Annotated in this window: 16 protein-coding genes and 3 tRNA genes; 16 read left to right on the top strand and 3 right to left on the bottom strand. The window is 60.1% G+C overall.

Going from position 1 to position 17,911, the window contains the following annotated elements; genetic code table 11:
* Position 1: 1 nt before the first annotated feature.
* Complete coding sequence (gene asd, locus HWW83_RS13400; RefSeq protein ID WP_176589359.1) at positions 2 to 895, bottom strand: archaetidylserine decarboxylase; 894 nt, start codon at positions 893 to 895, stop codon at positions 2 to 4.
* A gap of 76 nt (positions 896 to 971) precedes the next feature.
* A complete protein-coding gene (rsgA, locus tag HWW83_RS13395; protein ID WP_033641617.1) occupies positions 972 to 2,021 on the bottom strand; it encodes a small ribosomal subunit biogenesis GTPase RsgA in 1,050 nt (349 codons plus the stop codon).
* Between the two features lie 245 nt (positions 2,022 to 2,266).
* Here rsgA and orn point away from each other — a divergent pair, with 245 nt between their 5' ends.
* The 4 genes from orn (at position 2,267) to HWW83_RS13375 (ending at position 3,352) form a co-directional block, all read left to right on the top strand.
* Entirely contained in the window at positions 2,267 to 2,812 is a 546-nt protein-coding gene (gene orn, locus HWW83_RS13390) for an oligoribonuclease (RefSeq protein WP_033641618.1), read from the top strand.
* Positions 2,813 to 3,004: 192 nt separating this feature from the next.
* Positions 3,005 to 3,080 (top strand) — tRNA-Gly (locus HWW83_RS13385).
* Between the two features lie 66 nt (positions 3,081 to 3,146).
* A tRNA-Gly gene (locus tag HWW83_RS13380) sits at positions 3,147 to 3,222 on the top strand.
* Between the two features lie 54 nt (positions 3,223 to 3,276).
* Positions 3,277 to 3,352, top strand: a tRNA-Gly gene (locus tag HWW83_RS13375).
* A 311-nt stretch (positions 3,353 to 3,663) separates the two neighbouring features.
* Here HWW83_RS13375 and queG read toward each other — a convergent pair.
* Positions 3,664 to 4,803 (bottom strand): tRNA epoxyqueuosine(34) reductase QueG, encoded by a 1,140-nt coding sequence (gene queG, locus HWW83_RS13370; protein WP_069100391.1) that lies wholly within the window; start codon positions 4,801 to 4,803, stop codon positions 3,664 to 3,666.
* Between queG and nnr the strand changes: the two genes are divergently transcribed.
* The 12 genes from nnr (at position 4,802) to nsrR (ending at position 17,890) form a co-directional block, all read left to right on the top strand.
* Positions 4,802 to 6,316, top strand: a complete 1,515-nt coding sequence (gene nnr / locus HWW83_RS13365; protein WP_047572999.1) for a bifunctional ADP-dependent NAD(P)H-hydrate dehydratase/NAD(P)H-hydrate epimerase — start codon at positions 4,802 to 4,804, stop codon at positions 6,314 to 6,316. The genes queG and nnr overlap by 2 nt on opposite strands.
* 10 nt (positions 6,317 to 6,326) lie before the next feature.
* Entirely contained in the window at positions 6,327 to 6,797 is a 471-nt protein-coding gene (tsaE, locus tag HWW83_RS13360; protein WP_025305017.1) for a tRNA (adenosine(37)-N6)-threonylcarbamoyltransferase complex ATPase subunit type 1 TsaE, read from the top strand.
* Between the two features lie 7 nt (positions 6,798 to 6,804).
* Entirely contained in the window at positions 6,805 to 8,601 is a 1,797-nt protein-coding gene (amiB, locus tag HWW83_RS13355; RefSeq protein ID WP_169539841.1) for an N-acetylmuramoyl-L-alanine amidase AmiB, read from the top strand.
* 22 nt (positions 8,602 to 8,623) lie between these two features.
* On the top strand, positions 8,624 to 10,507 hold the full coding sequence (gene mutL, locus HWW83_RS13350) for a DNA mismatch repair endonuclease MutL (protein WP_069100486.1): 1,884 nt from the start codon (positions 8,624 to 8,626) through the stop codon (positions 10,505 to 10,507).
* On the top strand, positions 10,500 to 11,441 hold the full coding sequence (miaA, locus tag HWW83_RS13345) for a tRNA (adenosine(37)-N6)-dimethylallyltransferase MiaA (protein ID WP_047025079.1): 942 nt from the start codon (positions 10,500 to 10,502) through the stop codon (positions 11,439 to 11,441). Before mutL ends, miaA begins: the two co-directional genes overlap by 8 nt.
* A gap of 114 nt (positions 11,442 to 11,555) precedes the next feature.
* A complete protein-coding gene (hfq, locus tag HWW83_RS13340) occupies positions 11,556 to 11,864 on the top strand; it encodes an RNA chaperone Hfq (RefSeq protein ID WP_004933678.1) in 309 nt (102 codons plus the stop codon).
* Positions 11,865 to 11,962: 98 nt separating this feature from the next.
* Entirely contained in the window at positions 11,963 to 13,243 is a 1,281-nt protein-coding gene (hflX, locus tag HWW83_RS13335) for a ribosome rescue GTPase HflX (protein WP_033641625.1), read from the top strand.
* Between the two features lie 68 nt (positions 13,244 to 13,311).
* Positions 13,312 to 14,562 carry an FtsH protease activity modulator HflK gene (gene hflK, locus HWW83_RS13330; protein ID WP_033641626.1) on the top strand — a complete coding sequence of 417 codons (1,251 nt, stop codon included), beginning with the start codon at positions 13,312 to 13,314 and terminating at the stop codon, positions 14,560 to 14,562.
* Between the two features lie 3 nt (positions 14,563 to 14,565).
* Positions 14,566 to 15,570, top strand: coding sequence for a protease modulator HflC (hflC, locus tag HWW83_RS13325; RefSeq protein WP_004933669.1), 1,005 nt, complete (start codon positions 14,566 to 14,568; stop codon positions 15,568 to 15,570).
* 63 nt (positions 15,571 to 15,633) lie between these two features.
* A complete protein-coding gene (locus HWW83_RS13320) occupies positions 15,634 to 15,834 on the top strand; it encodes a DUF2065 domain-containing protein (protein ID WP_004933666.1) in 201 nt (66 codons plus the stop codon).
* A gap of 98 nt (positions 15,835 to 15,932) precedes the next feature.
* Entirely contained in the window at positions 15,933 to 17,231 is a 1,299-nt protein-coding gene (locus HWW83_RS13315) for an adenylosuccinate synthase (RefSeq protein ID WP_025159583.1), read from the top strand.
* Positions 17,232 to 17,464: 233 nt separating this feature from the next.
* A complete protein-coding gene (gene nsrR / locus HWW83_RS13310) occupies positions 17,465 to 17,890 on the top strand; it encodes a nitric oxide-sensing transcriptional repressor NsrR (protein ID WP_015376391.1) in 426 nt (141 codons plus the stop codon).
* Positions 17,891 to 17,911: the final 21 nt, after the last annotated feature.

Raw genomic sequence — 17,911 nt, 5'->3', positions numbered from 1 at the left:
TTTAGAGCGGGGTCTGTGGCGTTTCAGCGGCGGCCGGGATTTCGGCGAAGGCCTCACCCATGCGGGTGACGGTGCCGTTATGCAGCTGCGGCGCGAACTGCACGCTGCCTGCGGTAAACAGGTTGATCACCGTGGAGCCGAGTTTGAAGCGGCCCATCTCGGCGCCTTTTTCCAGCGCGATGGCGCCTTCTTCACCGGCGGCCGGGTAGGTCCAGCGTTTGATGATGCCTTCGCGCGGCGGCGTGACGGTGCCGGCCCAGACGGTCTCGATGCTGCCGACGATGGTGGCGCCGACCAGGATTTGCACCATCGGCCCGATGTCGGTGTCGAACACGCAGATCACGCGCTCGTTGCGCGCGAACAGGTTAGGCACGTTGGCGGCGGTGAGCGGGTTGACCGAGAACAGATCGCCCGGCACATAGATCATCTCGCGCAGCACGCCGGCGCACGGCATGTGCACGCGGTGGTAGTCGCGCGGCGCCAGATAGGTGGTGGCGAACAGGCCGTTGCGGAACGGCTCGGCCAGCAGGTAGTTGCCGGCCAGCAGCGCTTCCAGGCTGTAGTGGTGGCCTTTGGCCTGGAAGATTTGATCGTCGCGGATCGGGCCGAGCTGGCTGATGACGCCATCGGCAGGCAGCGCCAGCCAGTTGGCGTCGGCGACGATCGGGCGCGCGCCGTCGCGCAGCGGGCGCACGAAGAAGTCGTTGAAGGTGGCGTAAGACGCCAGGTCCGGATTTTGCGCTTCCTGCATGTCTACGCGGTAGAAGCGGGCGAAGGCCTTGACCACCAGTTGGGTCAGCCAGCCGGCCCGTTTGTCGGCGCCCCAGCCCGCCAGGCGGGTCAGCGCCAGCTTCGGCAGCCAATATTGCAGTTTAATCTTGATGCTATCCAGCACGTTAACCTCGTGAATCAGGGTAAAGGGCGCGCATTGTAACGAGGGCTCCGCCGTCGTCAATGCTCGCTCGTCAGTGTCAGTCTGCGGCGTCCGTGAAGTTCTTGCGAACCTTCACCTGCGCCATGCTTTCCAGAATACGGTGATAGTTGTCGAACCGCTCTTGCGCGATATCGCCTTTCTCCATCGCCGCGCGAATGGCGCAGCCGGGATCGGTATCGTGGCGGCAGTCGCGGAATTTGCAACCGCCTAAATAATCACGGAATTCGACAAAGCCGCGGGTGATTTGTTCCGGCTCCAGGTGCCACAGGCCAAACTCGCGCACCCCCGGGGAGTCGATCACGTCGCCGCCGTGCTGGAAATGGTACAGCCGCGCGGCGGTGGTGGTATGTTGCCCGAGGCCCGAGACGTCGGAAACCTGATTTACCAGAATTTGCTCTTCAGACGGCGGCAGCAGCGCGTTCAGCAAGCTGGACTTGCCGACCCCGGACTGACCGGCGAAGATGCTGATGCGCCCGGCCAGCGCCTGTTCGAACTCCGCCATGCCTTCCCGCGTTTGGCTGGAGACTTCCAGCACCCGGTAGCCAATCTTGCGATAGATATCCATCATGCCGTCGACCAGCTTGCGCGCTTCGGCGTCCAGCAGGTCAATTTTGTTGAGCACGATCAGCGGCTCGACTTCGAGCGTTTCGCAGGCCACCAGATAACGGTCGATGATGTTCAGTGACAGCTCGGGCAGGATCGCCGACACGATGACGATCTGATTGATATTGGCGGCGATCGGCTTCACGCCGTCATAGAAGTCCGGGCGCGTCAGCACCGAGGTGCGTTCGTGCACCGCTTCCACAATGCCTTTTACCCCTTCATGGGCGCCCAGGCCGGGGCGCCACACCACGCGATCGCCGGTCACCAGCGAACGCAGCGTGCGGCGGATGTTGCAGCGGTGCTGAGTGCCATCCGGCGCCTCAACGTCGGCGTGCATGCCGAAACGGCTGATGACGACGCCTTCCTGCGGCTCGCCCAGCTGGGAATCATCCGGTTCCGGTTTGTTATCGGCGCGCTTCAGACGGCGCTGATGGTTCGCCTGCACGCGGCGTTGCTGACCTTTGGACAGTTTGTTCTTACTCACTGCGCCTCACTTGAATCGGTTTTATACCTTTACGTATACGCACAGCCGCGGCGGGGGACTTGCCCCGGGCGCAGCCTTGAACCCGTCAGGGTATATGTCGCCCATGGCGACCAAAAAGACTATGATACACGCTATTTTATATTAAATAACCGTTGTTAGCCGCCGGCTGCGGCGCGTCGCCATCGGCGGCGGCCGTCGTCTCGTCCGCACAGCGTTTTTCTCTCGGCTTTTAGGCAGGAAACATCATGACAGCAAACGAAAATAACCTGATTTGGATCGATTTGGAGATGACCGGGCTGGATCCCGAGCGTGACCGCATTATCGAGATCGCCACGCTGGTCACCGACGCCAATCTGAACATCCTGGCGGAAGGGCCGGTGATCGCCGTGCACCAATCCGACGAGCAGCTGGCCTTGATGGACGAGTGGAACGTGCGCACCCATACCGGCAGCGGGCTGGTGGAGCGGGTGAAAGCCAGCCGGCAGGACGATCGCGCCGCCGAGCTGGAAACGATAGCCTTTCTGCAGCAATGGGTGCCGGCCGGCAAATCACCGATCTGCGGCAACAGCGTGGGCCAGGATCGCCGTTTCCTGTTCCGCTACATGCCGGAGCTGGAGGCCTACTTCCATTACCGCTACCTGGACGTCAGCACGCTGAAAGAACTGGCGCGCCGTTGGAAGCCGGAAATTCTCGGCGGCTTTAAGAAGCAGGGCACCCATCAGGCGCTGGATGACATCCGCGAATCGGTGGCCGAACTGGCTTATTACCGCGAACATTTCATTCAGCTTTAAGGCGATGGCGGCCTCTGCGGGGAAAAAACGCCGTTTTTAGCCGCTTAATTCGCCAATCTGGCGCTTTAATCGGCAATCAAACAAAAATCGCGTTTTTTTGCTTTCAGGGGCTTGCGACAAAAAGGATTTCTCGTATAATGCGCACCCCGTACCGATGAAGAATTTCGTAACGTTCCACCATCGATACGCCGGGCGGGAATAGCTCAGTTGGTAGAGCACGACCTTGCCAAGGTCGGGGTCGCGAGTTCGAGTCTCGTTTCCCGCTCCAAATTCAACAATGTCGCGATGCGGCATGATGAATAAATAAAGCAGTATCAAGCAGTACCTATGCGACGCGGGAATAGCTCAGTTGGTAGAGCGCAACCTTGCCAAGGTTGAGGTCGCGAGTTCGAGCCTCGTTTCCCGCTCCAAAAATTCAAAGGTCACGCCAGTGTTTGGTGACCGGATGCCAAAAGCATCTCAATGCGGGAATAGCTCAGTTGGTAGAGCACGACCTTGCCAAGGTCGGGGTCGCGAGTTCGAGTCTCGTTTCCCGCTCCAATTTTCTCTTCGTTTCAAACTCAAATCCAACGCCTTATCCGGCGCGGGTTTTTGTCCCGTTTTACACACCTGCTAAAAACGTTGTGAACAGAGTTATCCACAGCCTCTGTACATAAACCCGCCAGCCTGAAAAATCAACGTCATACAAATTAAATATTTATACATTTGATTTATAAGCTTATTTATTTATCCCAAAACGTTATGCCGATCACTTGCTCTTTTTGTTGCAGTTGAAAGACAACGTGTTTTTATTTTTATGCACAAATCCACAGAGTGAGATTTCGGGCGATACGCCCGCGCGGCGCACCCCGTCAGGCATCCCTTGGCAAACCTTTTTCCACAGCCCGTATCAACCGTTTTTTCTGCGCCGTTTGCACCTCGATGCCCTGTGCTTCACGGCGAGCGAGCTGTTGCGCCAGTGCCCAGTGGATATGTTCGTCCAGCATGGCGTCCTGGCCCAAACGCGTGCGCAGCGCGAGCACGATGCTGTCCTCATAAGGCGCATTGCCCAGCGCCACGGCGATATTGCGCAGCCAGCGCAGGTGACCGATGCGGCGTATCGCCGAGCCTTCGGTGATGCGCAGGAATTTTTCTTCCGTCCAACTGAACAGATCGATCAGCTGCGGCGCATGCAGCGCGGCACGCGGGCTGAAATCGTCTTCGTCGGTGAGTTGCGAAAATCGGTTCCACGGGCAGATCAGCTGGCAGTCGTCGCAGCCGTAGATACGGTTGCCGAGCAGCGGCCGGAATTCCTCCGGGATCGCGCCTTCCAGTTCGATGGTCAGATAGGAAATGCAGCGCCGGGCATCGACGGTGTAGGGCGCGACGATGGCCCCGGTCGGGCAAGTGGTGATGCATGCGACGCAGCGGCCGCACTGCTCTTCCTGCGGCTTATCCACCGGCAGCGGCAGGTCGATCAGCAGTTCGCCGAGGAAAAACCAGGATCCGGCTTCGCGGTTAAGAATTAGTGAGTGTTTACCAACCCAGCCGATGCCCGCCTTGGCGGCCAGCGCGCGCTCCATGACCGGCGCCGAGTCGACAAAGGGGCGGAAATTCAGTTCGCCGCAGTAGGCCTGGATCTGATCGCCCAACTTTTTCAGGCGCTGACGCAACAGCTTGTGATAATCGCGCCCCAGCGCATAGCGGCTGACGTAGCCCAATTGCGGGTTCTGCAGGGTGCTGGCGAACGCCGCCTTGGCCGGCAGGTAGTTCATGCGCACGCTGATCACCCGCAGCGTGCCCGGCAACAGCTCGTGGGGGCGCGCGCGCAGCATGCCGTGGCGCGCCATCCACTCCATCTCGCCGTGGTACTGTTTGTCGAGCCAGGCCTGCAGCTTCGGCTCTTCCAGGCTGAGATCGGTATCGCAGATGCCAACCTGCTGGAATCCTAGCGATTGCCCCCATTGCTTGATATGTTGGGCGAGTTGATGGAGATCGAGGGGGTGCGTCATGACGGGCCACAGTGAAAAAGCATACGCTGACAGTTTACCACACTCTATCTGGCCTGCGGATTGGATCCGTCGTTCGGAACCTGCGGCGGCGGCCTCGCTCGGTCTTTCTCTTTACGATTTAATGCTGCGCGCCGGTCAGGCGGCCTACGTACTGGCGCGCGACACTTATCCCTGCTGCAACCACTGGCTGGTGCTCTGTGGCCACGGCAACAACGGCGGCGACGGCTATGTGGTGGCGCGTTTGGCGAAGGCGGCGGGCGTGCAGGTGACGGTGATCGCCTGCGAAGGCGCACGCCCTTTGCCGCCGGAGGCCGCAGCGGCCCGCGAGGCCTGGCTGGCCGCCGGCGGCGATATTCTGCCGGCGAACAGCCGCTGGCCGGCATCCGTCTCTCTTATTATCGACGGTCTGTTAGGCACCGGCCTGGGCAGTGCGCCGCGTGCGCCTTACGATGCGCTGATCGAGGCCGCCAACCGCCATTCGGCGCCGGTGGTGGCGCTCGATATTCCGTCCGGGCTGCTGGCGGAAAGCGGCGCGGCGCCGGGCGCGGTCGTGCGTGCCGCGCATACCGTCACGTTCATTGGCCTCAAGCCGGGCTTGCTGACCGGGCAGGCGCGCGACTGGGTCGGGCAACTTCATCAGAATACGCTAGGCTTATCGGATTGGTTGGCGAAGCAACCGGAACAGATTCAGCGGCTTACCGCCGAGGCGTTGCCGCGCTGGCTGCATCCGCGGCGCCCCTGCGCCCATAAGGGCGAGCATGGCCGTCTGCTGCTGGTGGGCGGCGACCGCGGATTCGGCGGCGCCATTCGCATGGCGGCGGAAGCGGCGCTGCGCAGCGGGGCTGGATTGGTGCGAGTGCTTACTCACATTGAGCACGTCGCGCCGCTGCTGGCGGCCAGGCCGGAGTTGATGGCGCAGGCGCTGGACGAGACGACCTTGCGGCAGGCGATGCAATGGGCGGACGTGCTGGTGATTGGCCCGGGGCTGGGCCAGGCTGAGTGGGGCAAAAACGCCTTGAACGTGCTGCAAACCAGCGATAAACCGGCCTTGTGGGACGCCGATGCGCTGAACTTGCTGGCATTAAATCCCGAGAAACGGCAGAATCGCGTGATGACTCCGCATCCCGGAGAGGCGGCGCGGCTGTTGAGCTGCAGCACTGCCGACATCGAGAGTGATCGCTTACTTGCCGTGCGTAACCTGACGGCGCGCTATGGCGGCGTGGCGGTGCTGAAAGGCGCCGGCACGCTGATCGCCGATGAGCAGGGCCAGATGGCGATCGCCGACGTCGGCAATGCCGGCATGGCCTCCGGCGGCATGGGCGATGTGCTGTCGGGCATCATCGGCGGTTTGCTGGCGCAAAAGCTCTCGCTGTATGATGCCGCCTGTGCGGGCTGCGTCGTACACGGCGCGGCCGGCGATCGCGTAGCGGAAAGACAAGGAACAAGAGGCATGTTGGCGACCGATTTACTGCCGGACATCCTTCATTTCGTTAACCCTGAGTGGGCAAAATAGACTTTATCGAATGAAAGAACTCGTTTTACCTCTGCCGGACGAGGCAGCGACTGTCGCTTTGGGCACCACTTTGGCCAAGGCCTGCGATCGCGCCAGCGTCATCTATCTCTACGGCGACCTGGGCGCCGGTAAAACCACCTTCAGCCGTGGCTTCCTGCAGGCGTTGGGACATCAGGGCAATGTCAAAAGCCCGACCTACACGCTGGTGGAGCCCTATGCCTTGCAGCCCTTGGCGGTATATCACTTCGATCTGTATCGCCTGGCCGATCCGGAAGAGCTTGAATTTATGGGCATTCGCGATTACTTCGCGCAAGACGCCATCTGCCTGGTCGAATGGCCGCAGCAGGGCACTGGCGTGCTGCCGGAGCCGGATCTGGCGCTGCACCTCAGCTATCAGGGCGAGGGGCGAGAGGCGAAGATCGAGGCGATTTCTGCTTACGGCAGCCAGCTGTTAGACCGTATTCATGGATCACAGGGATGATGCTGCAATGACGCATGCGTTGAAAAAATTTGCGGTCATCATGCTGATCGCCGTGCTGGGGCCGCTCGGCGCGTTGAACGCGCTGGCGGCGTCCTCGCTGTCCGATATCAAAGTGTCCAACGCCCAGCGCGAAGCGACGGTGTCGGTGAACTTCAATGGCCCGCCGGACTACGCGTTTTTCCCGCTGCACGGCCCGGAGCGCGTGGTGCTGGACGTCAACCAGAAAGGCAAGGTCGGCGGGCTGCCGCTCAATTTCAGCGGCCAAAACCTGGTGAAAAGCATTCGCTCCAGCGCGCCGAAAGACGCTCAGAGCGTGCGCCTGGTGTTTGATCTGACTCAGCGCGCTAAAACCCGCGTCTCCACCCGCCAGAACGGCGGCGTGCACACCGTGGTATTCACCCTTACGGCCGAAGGCGGCGTCAATACCGTGGCGCGTAAAGCGCCGGTCCAAACGCCTGCGCCGGTCGCCGTCAGCCAACCGCCGCGTCAGGCGCCGGTCGCGGTGCGTGAAGCGCCGGAGCCGCCGCTGCGCAAAGCGCCGACGGGATCGAATCCCTTTACCAATAAACAGAGCGTTGTCGCGGGCACCGCCACTGAGGTGACGCCGCGCAGCAGCCGCGTTTCCGCCGGTTCCGGCGATCGGGTGGTGGTGGCTATCGACGCCGGCCACGGCGGCCAGGATCCGGGCGCCATCGGCCCGAGCGGGTTGAAGGAGAAGAATGTCACTATCGCCATCGCGCGCCGCCTGCAGGCGATGCTGGACGCCGATCCGCAGTTCAAGCCGGTGCTGACGCGTAACGGCGACTATTTTATTTCGGTGATGGGGCGCTCCGACGTTGCGCGTAAACAGGGCGCCAACGTACTGGTCTCCATCCACGCCGACGCCGCGCCAAACCGCAGCGCCAGCGGGGCTTCCGTCTGGGTGCTGTCCAATCGCCGCGCCAACAGCGAAATGGCCGGCTGGCTCGAACAGCATGAGAAGCAGTCCGAGCTGCTCGGCGGCGCCGGCGACTTGCTGGCCAACAGCCAGGCCGACCCTTATCTGAGCCAGGCGGTGCTGGATCTGCAGTTCGGCCACTCGCAGCGCGTCGGGTACGATGTGGCGGTGAAGGTGCTGCAGCAGCTGCAGAGCGTCGGATCGTTGCATAAACGCCGGCCGGAACACGCCAGCCTGGGCGTGCTGCGTTCGCCGGATATTCCATCGCTGCTGGTGGAAACAGGATTTATCAGTAATAGCACGGAGGAGCGGCTGCTGGGCAGTAGCGCGTATCAGGAGAAGATTGCCAAGGCCATTCATAACGGCTTGCGCAGCTACTTCCTGGCGCATCCGCTGCAAGCCGACCCAAAGGTGGAAAACCGACCGCTGGACGTCGCAGCGGCGGTTAACACTTCAACACCAGACGTGCGCCAGCCTGAGCCTATCGTCAGCTCGACCGGCGCGAGCCGCAGCGTAAGCGGCAAGACCCAGATCCACGTGGTGAAACGGGCGGAGACGCTGTCCGGCATCGCCGACAGCTACGGCACGACCATGGCGGCGCTGCGGGATCTGAACAAACTGAAGAAAGACGGCGTGTGGGTCGGGCAACGCCTGAAGGTGCCGGCGGGGAAAACCGCCGCCGTCACCGCCGTCGCCAAAGCGAAAACGCCGGCGAAGAAGCCGTCTAAACATAAAGTGGCCCGCGGGGACACGCTGTCCTCCATCGCTTCTCGCTACGGGGTCAGCGTCGGCGATTTGAAACGGGTCAATAATCTGAAGTCGGACGTCGCGCCGCTGGATCGGACGCTGACCATTCCGCAGGCCTAGCGCCACCGCTACAGGAGTCAGCATGCCTATCCAGGTGTTACCGCCACAGCTCGCCAACCAGATCGCCGCCGGAGAGGTGGTCGAACGCCCCGCGTCGGTCGTCAAAGAGCTGGTGGAAAACAGCCTGGACGCCGGTGCGACGCGCATCGATATCGATATCGAACGCGGCGGCGCCAAGTTGATCCGCATTCGCGACAACGGCTGCGGCATCGGCAAGGACGATCTGGCGCTGGCGCTGGCGCGGCACGCCACCAGTAAAATTAGCACGCTCGACGACCTGGAAGCGATCGTCAGCCTCGGTTTTCGCGGCGAAGCGCTGGCCAGCATCAGCTCGGTTTCCCGTTTGACCCTGACGTCGCGCACAGCAGACCAGAGCGAAGCGTGGCAAGCCTATGCCGAAGGGCGCGAGCAGGCGGTGACGGTCAAACCCGCCGCGCACCCGGTCGGCAGCACGCTGGAAGTGCTGGATCTGTTTTACAACACCCCGGCGCGCCGCAAATTCATGCGCACCGAGAAAACCGAATTCGGCCATATCGATGAAGTGGTGCGGCGCATCGCGCTGGCGCGCTTCGATGTGGCGATCAACCTCAGCCACAACGGCAAACTGATCCGCCAATATCGGGCGGCGAAGGAAGAAAGCCAGCACGAGCGCCGTTTGGGCAGCATCTGCGGCCCGGCGTTTTTGCAGCATGCGCTGAACATCGACTGGCAGCACGGCGATCTGAGCATCCGCGGTTGGGTGGCGGATCCGGACGGGGCGCGCCAGCTGGGTGAAATGCAGTACTGCTACGTCAACAGCCGCATGATGCGCGATCGCTTGATCAACCACGCCATTCGTCAGGCCTATCAGGATCAGCTGAAAGACGATCAGCAGCCCGCTTATGTGTTGTATCTGGAGGTGGATCCGCACCAGGTGGACGTCAACGTTCATCCCGCCAAGCACGAGGTGCGTTTCCATCAGGCGCGGCTGGTGCACGATTTTATCTACCAGGCGGTGACCACGGTGCTGCAACAGGCCGGACAGACGCCGTCGCTGCCGTTGGCGGAAACGCCTGACGAGGCGCCTGCGCCGGTCTGGCAGCAGGAAAACCGCGTCGCCGCCGGCGGCAACCATTTTTCACAGCCGGCGCCGCGTCGCGAAACGCCGCCACCGGCCGACGCCGCCCGCGAGCGCGCGCCGCAGCCCGGTTGGCAAACGGCGGGCGGTTACCAGAAACGCGAAGGCGAGCTGTACGGCAAACTGATGCGGCCTGCCGCCGAGCCGCAGGCCGAGGCCGCGCCGGAAGCCCCGAGTCGGCCGCCGCTGTTCCCACCGGTGAAAGCCGCCGTGGAAACGCCGTTGGCGAGCGGGCAACACAGCTTTGGCCGGGTGCTGATGATCCATCCGCCGTGCTACGCACTGATTGAACAGTGCCAGCAGCCGGCGTTGCTCAACCTGACGGTGGCCGAGCGCTGGCTGCGCCAGGCGCAGCTCAATCCGCCGACGGAAGGGCTGCGGCCGCAGCCGCTGCTGATCCCAGTCAAGCTGACGTTGGACAAGAACGAAGCGGCGGCCATCGCGCGGCATCAGGCGCTGCTGACGATGATGGGGCTGGACTTGCAGACGGATCACGGCCGTGTGACGCTGCGCGCAGTGCCTTTACCATTACGCCAACAAAATTTACAAAAACTGATACCCGAACTGTTAGGCTATCTGGCCGAGCATCAGGAGATGTCGCCCGCGGTGTTGGCCACCTGGCTCGCTCGCCGTCTCGGCAGCGAACATGAACAGTGGAACACCTCGCAAGCGATACAATTGCTGACCGACGTTGAACGACTTTGCCCGCAGCTGGTCAAATCGCCACCGAGCGGACTTTTACAACCCGTTGATTTACAGGCCGCACTGGCGGCCCTCAAGCATGACTGAAACTGAAATGACATCACGTCCCCCGGCTATTTTCATCATGGGGCCGACCGCCTCGGGCAAGACCGCGCTGGCGATCGCGCTGCGCGAGCGCCTGCCGGTGGAACTGATCAGCGTCGATTCCGCGCTGATTTATCGCGGCATGGATATCGGCACCGCCAAGCCGAGCGCCGAAGAATTGGCGCAGGCGCCGCATCGGCTGATCGATATTCGCGATCCCGCCGAAGCTTACTCGGCTGCGGAGTTCCGCGCCGATGCGCTGAAAGAGATGGCCGACATCACCGCCGCCGGCCGCATTCCGCTGTTGGTGGGCGGCACCATGTTGTATTTCAAGGCGTTGCTGGAAGGATTGTCGCCGTTGCCGTCCGCCGATCCCGCGGTGCGCGAGCGCATCGAACGGCAAGCGGCGGAGCAGGGCTGGGAGGCGCTGCACCGTCAGTTACAGGCGATCGATCCGGTCGCGGCAGTGAGAATTCATCCGAATGATCCGCAGAGACTGTCCAGAGCACTGGAAGTTTTTTTTATTTCGGGTAAAACTTTAACGGAACTGACTAAAATTTCGGGTGAATCGTTACCGTATCAAGTTCACCAATTTGCGATAGCGCCGACCAGCCGTGAGTTGATCCATCAACGCATCGAGCTGCGGTACCATCAAATGTTGGCGGCGGGTTTTGAGACGGAAGCGCGTGCACTTTTCGCACGGGGTGATTTGCATACGGACTTGCCCTCCATTCGCTGTGTCGGTTACCGCCAGATGTGGTCATACTTGTCTGGTGAAATTAGTTACGATGAGATGGTTTATCGTGGTATTTGCGCAACACGTCAGTTGGCTAAACGCCAGATGACCTGGTTACGGGGTTGGGAGTCGGTCCATTGGTTGGACAGTGAAAAGCCGGGAGAGGCTTTGGACTCGGTGACACAGGTTGTTAGTGCATAGGTTGGGTGATTGTGTACAATTGCTGAGTATTCAGCGCGCAAATTTTTTACGTCGTTTATTTTAGAGCCGACAGGTTCTTAGTTACAAACAACAAGCAAATAAGGAAAAGATAGAATGGCTAAGGGGCAATCTTTGCAAGATCCGTTCCTGAACGCATTGCGTCGTGAACGTGTTCCGGTTTCTATTTATTTGGTGAATGGTATTAAGCTGCAAGGCCAGATTGAGTCTTTTGACCAGTTTGTCATCCTGTTGAAGAACACGGTTAGCCAGATGGTGTACAAGCACGCTATCTCTACCGTTGTCCCGTCACGCCCGGTCTCGCATCACAGCAACAATCCGAGCGGCGGTTCAAGCAACTATCACCATGGTAACAATCCGTCTGCGCAGCAACAGCCGCAGCAGGAAAGCGATGACGCTGAATAAAGCGCGTTGCAAGTCAACCATGACGGGGAGCATAAGCAGCCGCGTGCTGTTTATGTCCCCCAAACTCACGGTGAGTGTCCGTTTGAGAGGTTGCACGCTTGTTTGACCGTTATGAAGCCGGTGAGCAGGCCGTACTGGTTCATATCTATTTCTCGCAAGACAAAGATACGGAAGATCTCAGCGAGTTCGAATCGCTGGTCTCCTCAGCCGGTGTCGAAGCTTTGCAAGTGGTGACTGGTAGCCGCAAAGCCCCACATCCGAAGTACTTTGTCGGCGAAGGAAAGGCCGAAGAAATTGCAGATGCGGTGAAAGCCAGCGGCGCGTCTGTTGTCCTGTTTGATCATTCCCTTTCCCCGGCGCAGGAAAGAAACCTCGAGCGCCTGTGCGAATGCCGGGTGATCGATCGCACCGGGCTGATTTTAGACATTTTCGCCCAGCGTGCCCGCACCCATGAAGGTAAGCTGCAGGTGGAGCTGGCGCAGCTGCGTCACATCGCCACGCGTCTGGTACGCGGCTGGACGCACCTGGAGCGGCAAAAAGGGGGGATAGGCCTGCGCGGGCCGGGGGAAACCCAGCTTGAGACCGACCGTCGCCTGTTACGCGATCGCATCAGCTTGATTCTGCGCCGCCTGGAGCGGGTAGAGAAGCAGCGTGAACAAGGCCGACGTGCGCGGACCCGCGCCGATGTGCCGACCGTATCGCTGGTGGGCTATACCAACGCCGGCAAATCCACCCTGTTTAACCGAATAACGTCTGCCGAGGTGTATGCGGCGGACCAGCTATTTGCCACCCTGGATCCTACGTTGCGGCGCATTGATGTGCCGGACGTGGGGGATACCGTGTTGGCGGATACCGTAGGCTTTATCCGGCACCTGCCGCATGATCTGGTGGCCGCCTTCAAGGCGACGCTGCAGGAGACGCGCCAGGCCTCTTTGCTGCTGCACGTCATCGACGCGGCGGATCCGCGCGTCGACGAGAACATCGACGCGGTGAACACCGTGCTGGCGGAGATAGACTCGGATGAAATCCCTACACTGTTAGTGATGAACAAAATAGATATGCTGGACGATTTTGTGCCGCGTATCGACCGCAACGATGAAAACCTGCCGATCCGGGTGTGGCTGTCCGCCGCCAGCGGAGAGGGTATTCCGTTGCTGTATCAGGCGTTGACGGAGCGCTTATCGGGGGAGATCGCGCATTACGAATTGCGCTTACCGCCACGGGCAGGCCGTCTTCGCAGCCGTTTTTACCAGCTTCAGGCGATTGAAAAAGAGTGGAACGAAGAGGACGGCAGCATTGGCGTGGTGGTGCGAATGCCGATCGTCGAATGGCGTCGTCTCTGCAAGCAAGAACAGGACCTGATTGACTTTATCGTATGATCATATCCTGTTACATTTATGCTTCGCGAAAGCCTGAAGTACCCAATCACAGAATATGGAGCTAAAACATGGCGTGGAATCAGCCCGGTAATAACGGACAGGACCGCGACCCGTGGGGGAGCAGCAATAACAATGGCGGCAACTCTGGCGGTAACAACAAAGGCGGTCGTGATCAAGGGCCACCTGATTTGGATGATATCTTCCGCAAACTGAGCAAGAAATTGAGCGGTTTTGGCGGGGGCAAAGGCTCCAACAGCAATAGCGGCGGCACCGGGGCCTCCGGTCCGGGCTTCAGCGGCCGCATTATCGGTATCGCGGCGGTTGCCGTGGTGGTGATCTGGGCCGCCAGCGGCTTCTACACCATCAAGGAAGCCGAGCGCGGCGTTGTGACGCGTTTCGGTAAGTTCAGCCACCTGGTGCAGCCGGGCCTGAACTGGAAGCCGACCTTCATCGACGACGTGCGTCCGGTGAACGTGGAATCCGTGCGTGAGCTGGCGGCGTCCGGCGTGATGCTGACCTCCGATGAAAACGTGGTGCGCGTGGAAATGAACGTGCAGTACCGCGTGACCAACCCGGAAGCGTACCTGTTCAGCGTCGTCAATGCCGACGACAGCCTGAGCCAGGCGACCGACAGCGCCCTGCGCGGCGTGATCGGCAAATACTCGATGGATCGCATCCTGACCGAAGGCCGTACCGTGGTGCGTAACGATACGCAGCGCATGCTGGAAGAGACCATTCGTCCTTACAACATGGGCATCACGCTGCTGGACGTCAACTTCCAGGCGGCGCGTCCGCCGGAAGAGGTGAAGGCGTCGTTCGACGATGCGATCGCCGCGCGTGAGAACGAGCAGCAATACATCCGTGAAGCGGAAGCTTACGCCAACGAAGTTCAGCCGCGTGCGAACGGCCAGGCGCAGCGTCTGCTGGAAGACTCCAAGGCTTATAAAGACCGCACCGTCCTGGAAGCTCAGGGTGAGGTGGCGCGCTTTGCCAAGCTGTTGCCGGAATACAAGTCCGCCCCGCAGATCACCCGCGAGCGTCTGTATATCGAAACCATGGAAAAAGTGCTGGGCCATACCCGTAAGGTGTTGGTGAGCGACAAAGGCAACAACCTGATGGTGCTGCCGCTGGATCAGATGCTGCGCGGCCAAGGCGCGGCGACGGAGAGCGGCAACAAGGATACCAGCCTGATTCGCCTCAATCCGAATCCAGCGCCGGCTGCCAACAGCAGCACCCCGCGCACCAGCAGCGGATCGGTTATGGATCAGCGCCGGGCGAATGCGCAGCGTGACGACACCACTCGCGTAGGGAGAGAGTAATCAATGCGTAAGTCTTTTGTAGTTATTGTCCTCGCGGTGCTGGTGGTGCTGTACGCTTCGCTGTTCGTGGTGCAGGAAGGCCAGCGCGGCATTGTGCTGCGCTTCGGCAAAGTGCTGCGCGACGGCGAAAACAAGCCGCTGGTGTATGCGCCGGGTCTGCACCTCAAGATCCCGTTCATTGAGACCGTGAAGAACCTGGATGCGCGTATCCAGACCATGGACAACCAGGCCGATCGCTTCGTGACCAGCGAGAAGAAAGACCTGATCGTTGACTCCTATCTGAAGTGGCGCATCAGCGACTTCAGCCGCTACTATCTGGCGACCGGCGGCGGCGACGTCTCCCAGGCCGAAGTGCTGCTGAAGCGTAAGTTCAGCGACCGTCTGCGTTCCGAAATCGGCCGCCTGGACGTGAAAGACATCGTGACCGACTCGCGCGGCAAGCTGATGTCTGACGTGCGTGACGCGCTGAACACCGGCACCGTGGGTGACGGCGAAGAAGTGGCGACCACCGAAGCCGATGACGCTATCGCCTCTGCGGCGGCGCGCGTTGAGCGGGAAACCACCGGCAAACAGCCGCAGGTGAACCCGAACAGCATGGCGGCGTTGGGCATCGAAGTGATCGACGTGCGTATCAAGCAGATCAACCTGCCGGCCGAAGTCTCCGACGCCATCTACCAGCGTATGCGCGCCGAGCGTGAAGCGGTAGCCCGTCGCCTGCGCTCGCAGGGCCAGGAAGAAGCCGAGAAACTGCGTGCCAGCGCGGACTACGAAGTGACCCGTACCCTGGCGGAAGCCGAGCGTCAGGCGCGTATCACCCGTGGTGAAGGCGATGCTGAAGCAGCCAAGCTGTTCGCCAATGCGTTCAGCCAGGATCCGGACTTCTATGCCTTTATCCGCAGCCTGCGTGCCTATGAAGCCAGCTTCAAGGACAACCAGGACGTGCTGGTACTGAGCCCGGACAGTGATTTCTTCCGCTACATGAAGTCGCCTGATACCCTGCGCAAATAAGCGCGGCAGGCAATCTGATCGAGGGCCCGTTTTCGCGGGCCCTTTCTCGTTTTTGGGGGATGCATGAACTCAACGATTTGGCTGGCGCTCGGGCTGGTCCTGGTGCTGGAAGGACTGGGGCCGATGCTGTTTCCGCAGGCCTGGCGCAAAATGATTGTGGCGATGTCGCAGTTGCCGGACGCGACGCTGCGGCGATTTGGCGGTGGAATAGTGGTTGCGGGCTGCGTGATCTACTACATGTTGAGCGGCCGCACGGGTCTTTAAAGTCTAGCCCAAAATTTATGCAATCGTATGCTAAAAGTGCTGAAAATCGAAAATTACGGTGGTAGAATCCATTTTTAAGCAATCGGTGATTTTGAAAAATGGGTAAGAACGTCGTCGTACTGGGCACCCAATGGGGTGACGAAGGTAAAGGCAAGGTTGTAGACCTGCTGACTGAACGGGCTCAATATGTTGTGCGCTACCAAGGTGGCCATAACGCTGGCCACACTCTGGTAATCAACGGTGAAAAAACCGTTCTTCATTTAATTCCTTCAGGCATTCTGCGTGAAAACGTCACCAGCATCATCGGCAACGGTGTTGTTCTGGCGCCGGACGCATTGATGAAAGAAATGGGTGAACTCGAAGCGCGTGGCATCCCGGTACGCGAACGTCTGTTACTCTCTGAAGCTTGCCCGTTGATCCTGCCTTACCACGTTGCGTTGGATAACGCGCGTGAGAAAGCGCGCGGCGCGAAAGCGATCGGCACCACCGGTCGCGGCATCGGCCCGGCTTACGAAGATAAAGTGGCTCGTCGCGGTCTGCGCGTCGGCGATCTGTTCAACAAAGAAACCTTCGCCGTTAAGCTGAAAGAGATCGTCGATTACCACAACTTCCAACTGGTCAACTACTACAAAGTTGAAGCCGTCGATTATCAGGCGACGCTGGACTACGTGCTGTCTATCGCCGATATCCTGACCGCGATGGTGGTTGACGTTTCCGAACTGCTGGACGGCGCGCGCAAGCGTGGCGATCTGATCATGTTCGAAGGCGCTCAGGGCACCCTGCTGGATATCGACCACGGTACTTACCCGTATGTGACCTCTTCCAACACCACCGCCGGCGGCGTGGCTACCGGTTCCGGCATCGGCCCGCGTTATGTGGACTACGTGCTGGGCATCGTGAAAGCCTACTCCACTCGCGTGGGTGCAGGCCCGTTCCCAACCGAACTGTTCGATGAAACCGGCGAGTACCTGTGCAAGCAGGGTAACGAGTTCGGCGCCACCACCGGCCGTCGTCGTCGTACCGGCTGGCTGGACGCGGTAGCGGTGCGTCGCGCGGTGCAGATCAACTCCCTGTCCGGCTTCTGCCTGACCAAACTGGACGTCCTGGACGGCCTGAAAGAAGTGAAGATCTGCGTGGGTTACCGCATGCCGGACGGCCGTGAAGTTGACACCACTCCGCTGGCGGCTGAAGGCTGGGAAGGCATTGAGCCTATCTACGAAACCATGCCGGGCTGGAGCGAAACCACCTTTGGCGTGAAAGAGCACAGCAAGCTGCCTCAGGCTGCGCTGAACTACATCAAGCGCATCGAAGAAGTGACCGGCGTACCGGTAGACATCATCTCTACCGGCCCGGATCGCAGCGAAACCATGATCCTGCGCGACCCGTTCGACGCATAATCAGGCTTTGCGGCATTAAACAAACCGGGCGCGTCCCGGTTTGTTTTTATCCTGACTCCCTCCGATTGCGGTTTCACGTCAAAAAATCCTTTCATAAACCCGCCTTAGGGCGCGGGATTCGCTAAATAATTAGCGACGAACTCTCCGGCTGGTTTATTATCCAATGAGTAATCTTTTGAATAGCGCCGAAAAGCGGCGTATCAGACGGGTAAAGTCATACCCAGAGGTAAGATGTGCAGTTAACAAGTTTTACTGATTATGGTCTGCGGGCGTTGATCTACATGGCCTCGTTGCCGCAGGACAAGATGACCAGTATCTCGGAAGTGACCGAGGTGTATGGCGTGTCTCGCAACCATATGGTGAAGATCATCAATCAGTTGAGCCGGGTCGGTTTTGTCACGGCGGTGCGCGGCAAGCATGGCGGCATCCGTTTGGGCAAACCGGCCGAGAGCATTCGCCTCGGCGATGTCGTGCGGGCGCTGGAGCCGCTTGCGCTGGTTAACTGCAGCAGCGAGTTTTGCCACATCACCCCTGCCTGCCGATTGAAGCAGGTGCTCCAACAGGGCGTACAGAATTTCCTTGAAGAGCTGGATAAGCATACGTTGGCCGACATGGTCGAAGACAATCCGCCGCTCTACAAGCTATTGCTTGTCGAATAAAACGACGTTGAGAAGACAAGG

The sequence above is a fragment of the Serratia ureilytica genome (genome assembly GCF_013375155.1).
Classification (GTDB): Bacteria; Pseudomonadota; Gammaproteobacteria; order Enterobacterales; family Enterobacteriaceae; genus Serratia; species Serratia ureilytica.
The sequence above is the reverse complement of the archived record's forward strand: the minus strand, read 5'-3'. Positions and strand labels throughout refer to the sequence as shown.

What these genes read in the sequence shown, in the direction of transcription:
- orn (WP_033641618.1), top strand. Translation starts at nt 2,267, where the DNA reads ATGACAGCAAACGAAAATAACCTGATTTGGATCGATTTGGAGATGACC.
- nnr (WP_047572999.1), top strand. Translation starts at nt 4,802, where the DNA reads ATGACGGGCCACAGTGAAAAAGCATACGCTGACAGTTTACCACACTCT.
- queG (WP_069100391.1), bottom strand. Translation starts at nt 4,803, where the DNA reads ATGACGCACCCCCTCGATCTCCATCAACTCGCCCAACATATCAAGCAA.
- tsaE (WP_025305017.1), top strand. Translation starts at nt 6,327, where the DNA reads ATGAAAGAACTCGTTTTACCTCTGCCGGACGAGGCAGCGACTGTCGCT.
- amiB (WP_169539841.1), top strand. Translation starts at nt 6,805, where the DNA reads ATGACGCATGCGTTGAAAAAATTTGCGGTCATCATGCTGATCGCCGTG.
- mutL (WP_069100486.1), top strand. Translation starts at nt 8,624, where the DNA reads ATGCCTATCCAGGTGTTACCGCCACAGCTCGCCAACCAGATCGCCGCC.
- miaA (WP_047025079.1), top strand. Translation starts at nt 10,500, where the DNA reads ATGACTGAAACTGAAATGACATCACGTCCCCCGGCTATTTTCATCATG.
- hfq (WP_004933678.1), top strand. Translation starts at nt 11,556, where the DNA reads ATGGCTAAGGGGCAATCTTTGCAAGATCCGTTCCTGAACGCATTGCGT.
- hflK (WP_033641626.1), top strand. Translation starts at nt 13,312, where the DNA reads ATGGCGTGGAATCAGCCCGGTAATAACGGACAGGACCGCGACCCGTGG.
- hflC (WP_004933669.1), top strand. Translation starts at nt 14,566, where the DNA reads ATGCGTAAGTCTTTTGTAGTTATTGTCCTCGCGGTGCTGGTGGTGCTG.
- HWW83_RS13320 (WP_004933666.1), top strand. Translation starts at nt 15,634, where the DNA reads ATGAACTCAACGATTTGGCTGGCGCTCGGGCTGGTCCTGGTGCTGGAA.
- HWW83_RS13315 (WP_025159583.1), top strand. Translation starts at nt 15,933, where the DNA reads ATGGGTAAGAACGTCGTCGTACTGGGCACCCAATGGGGTGACGAAGGT.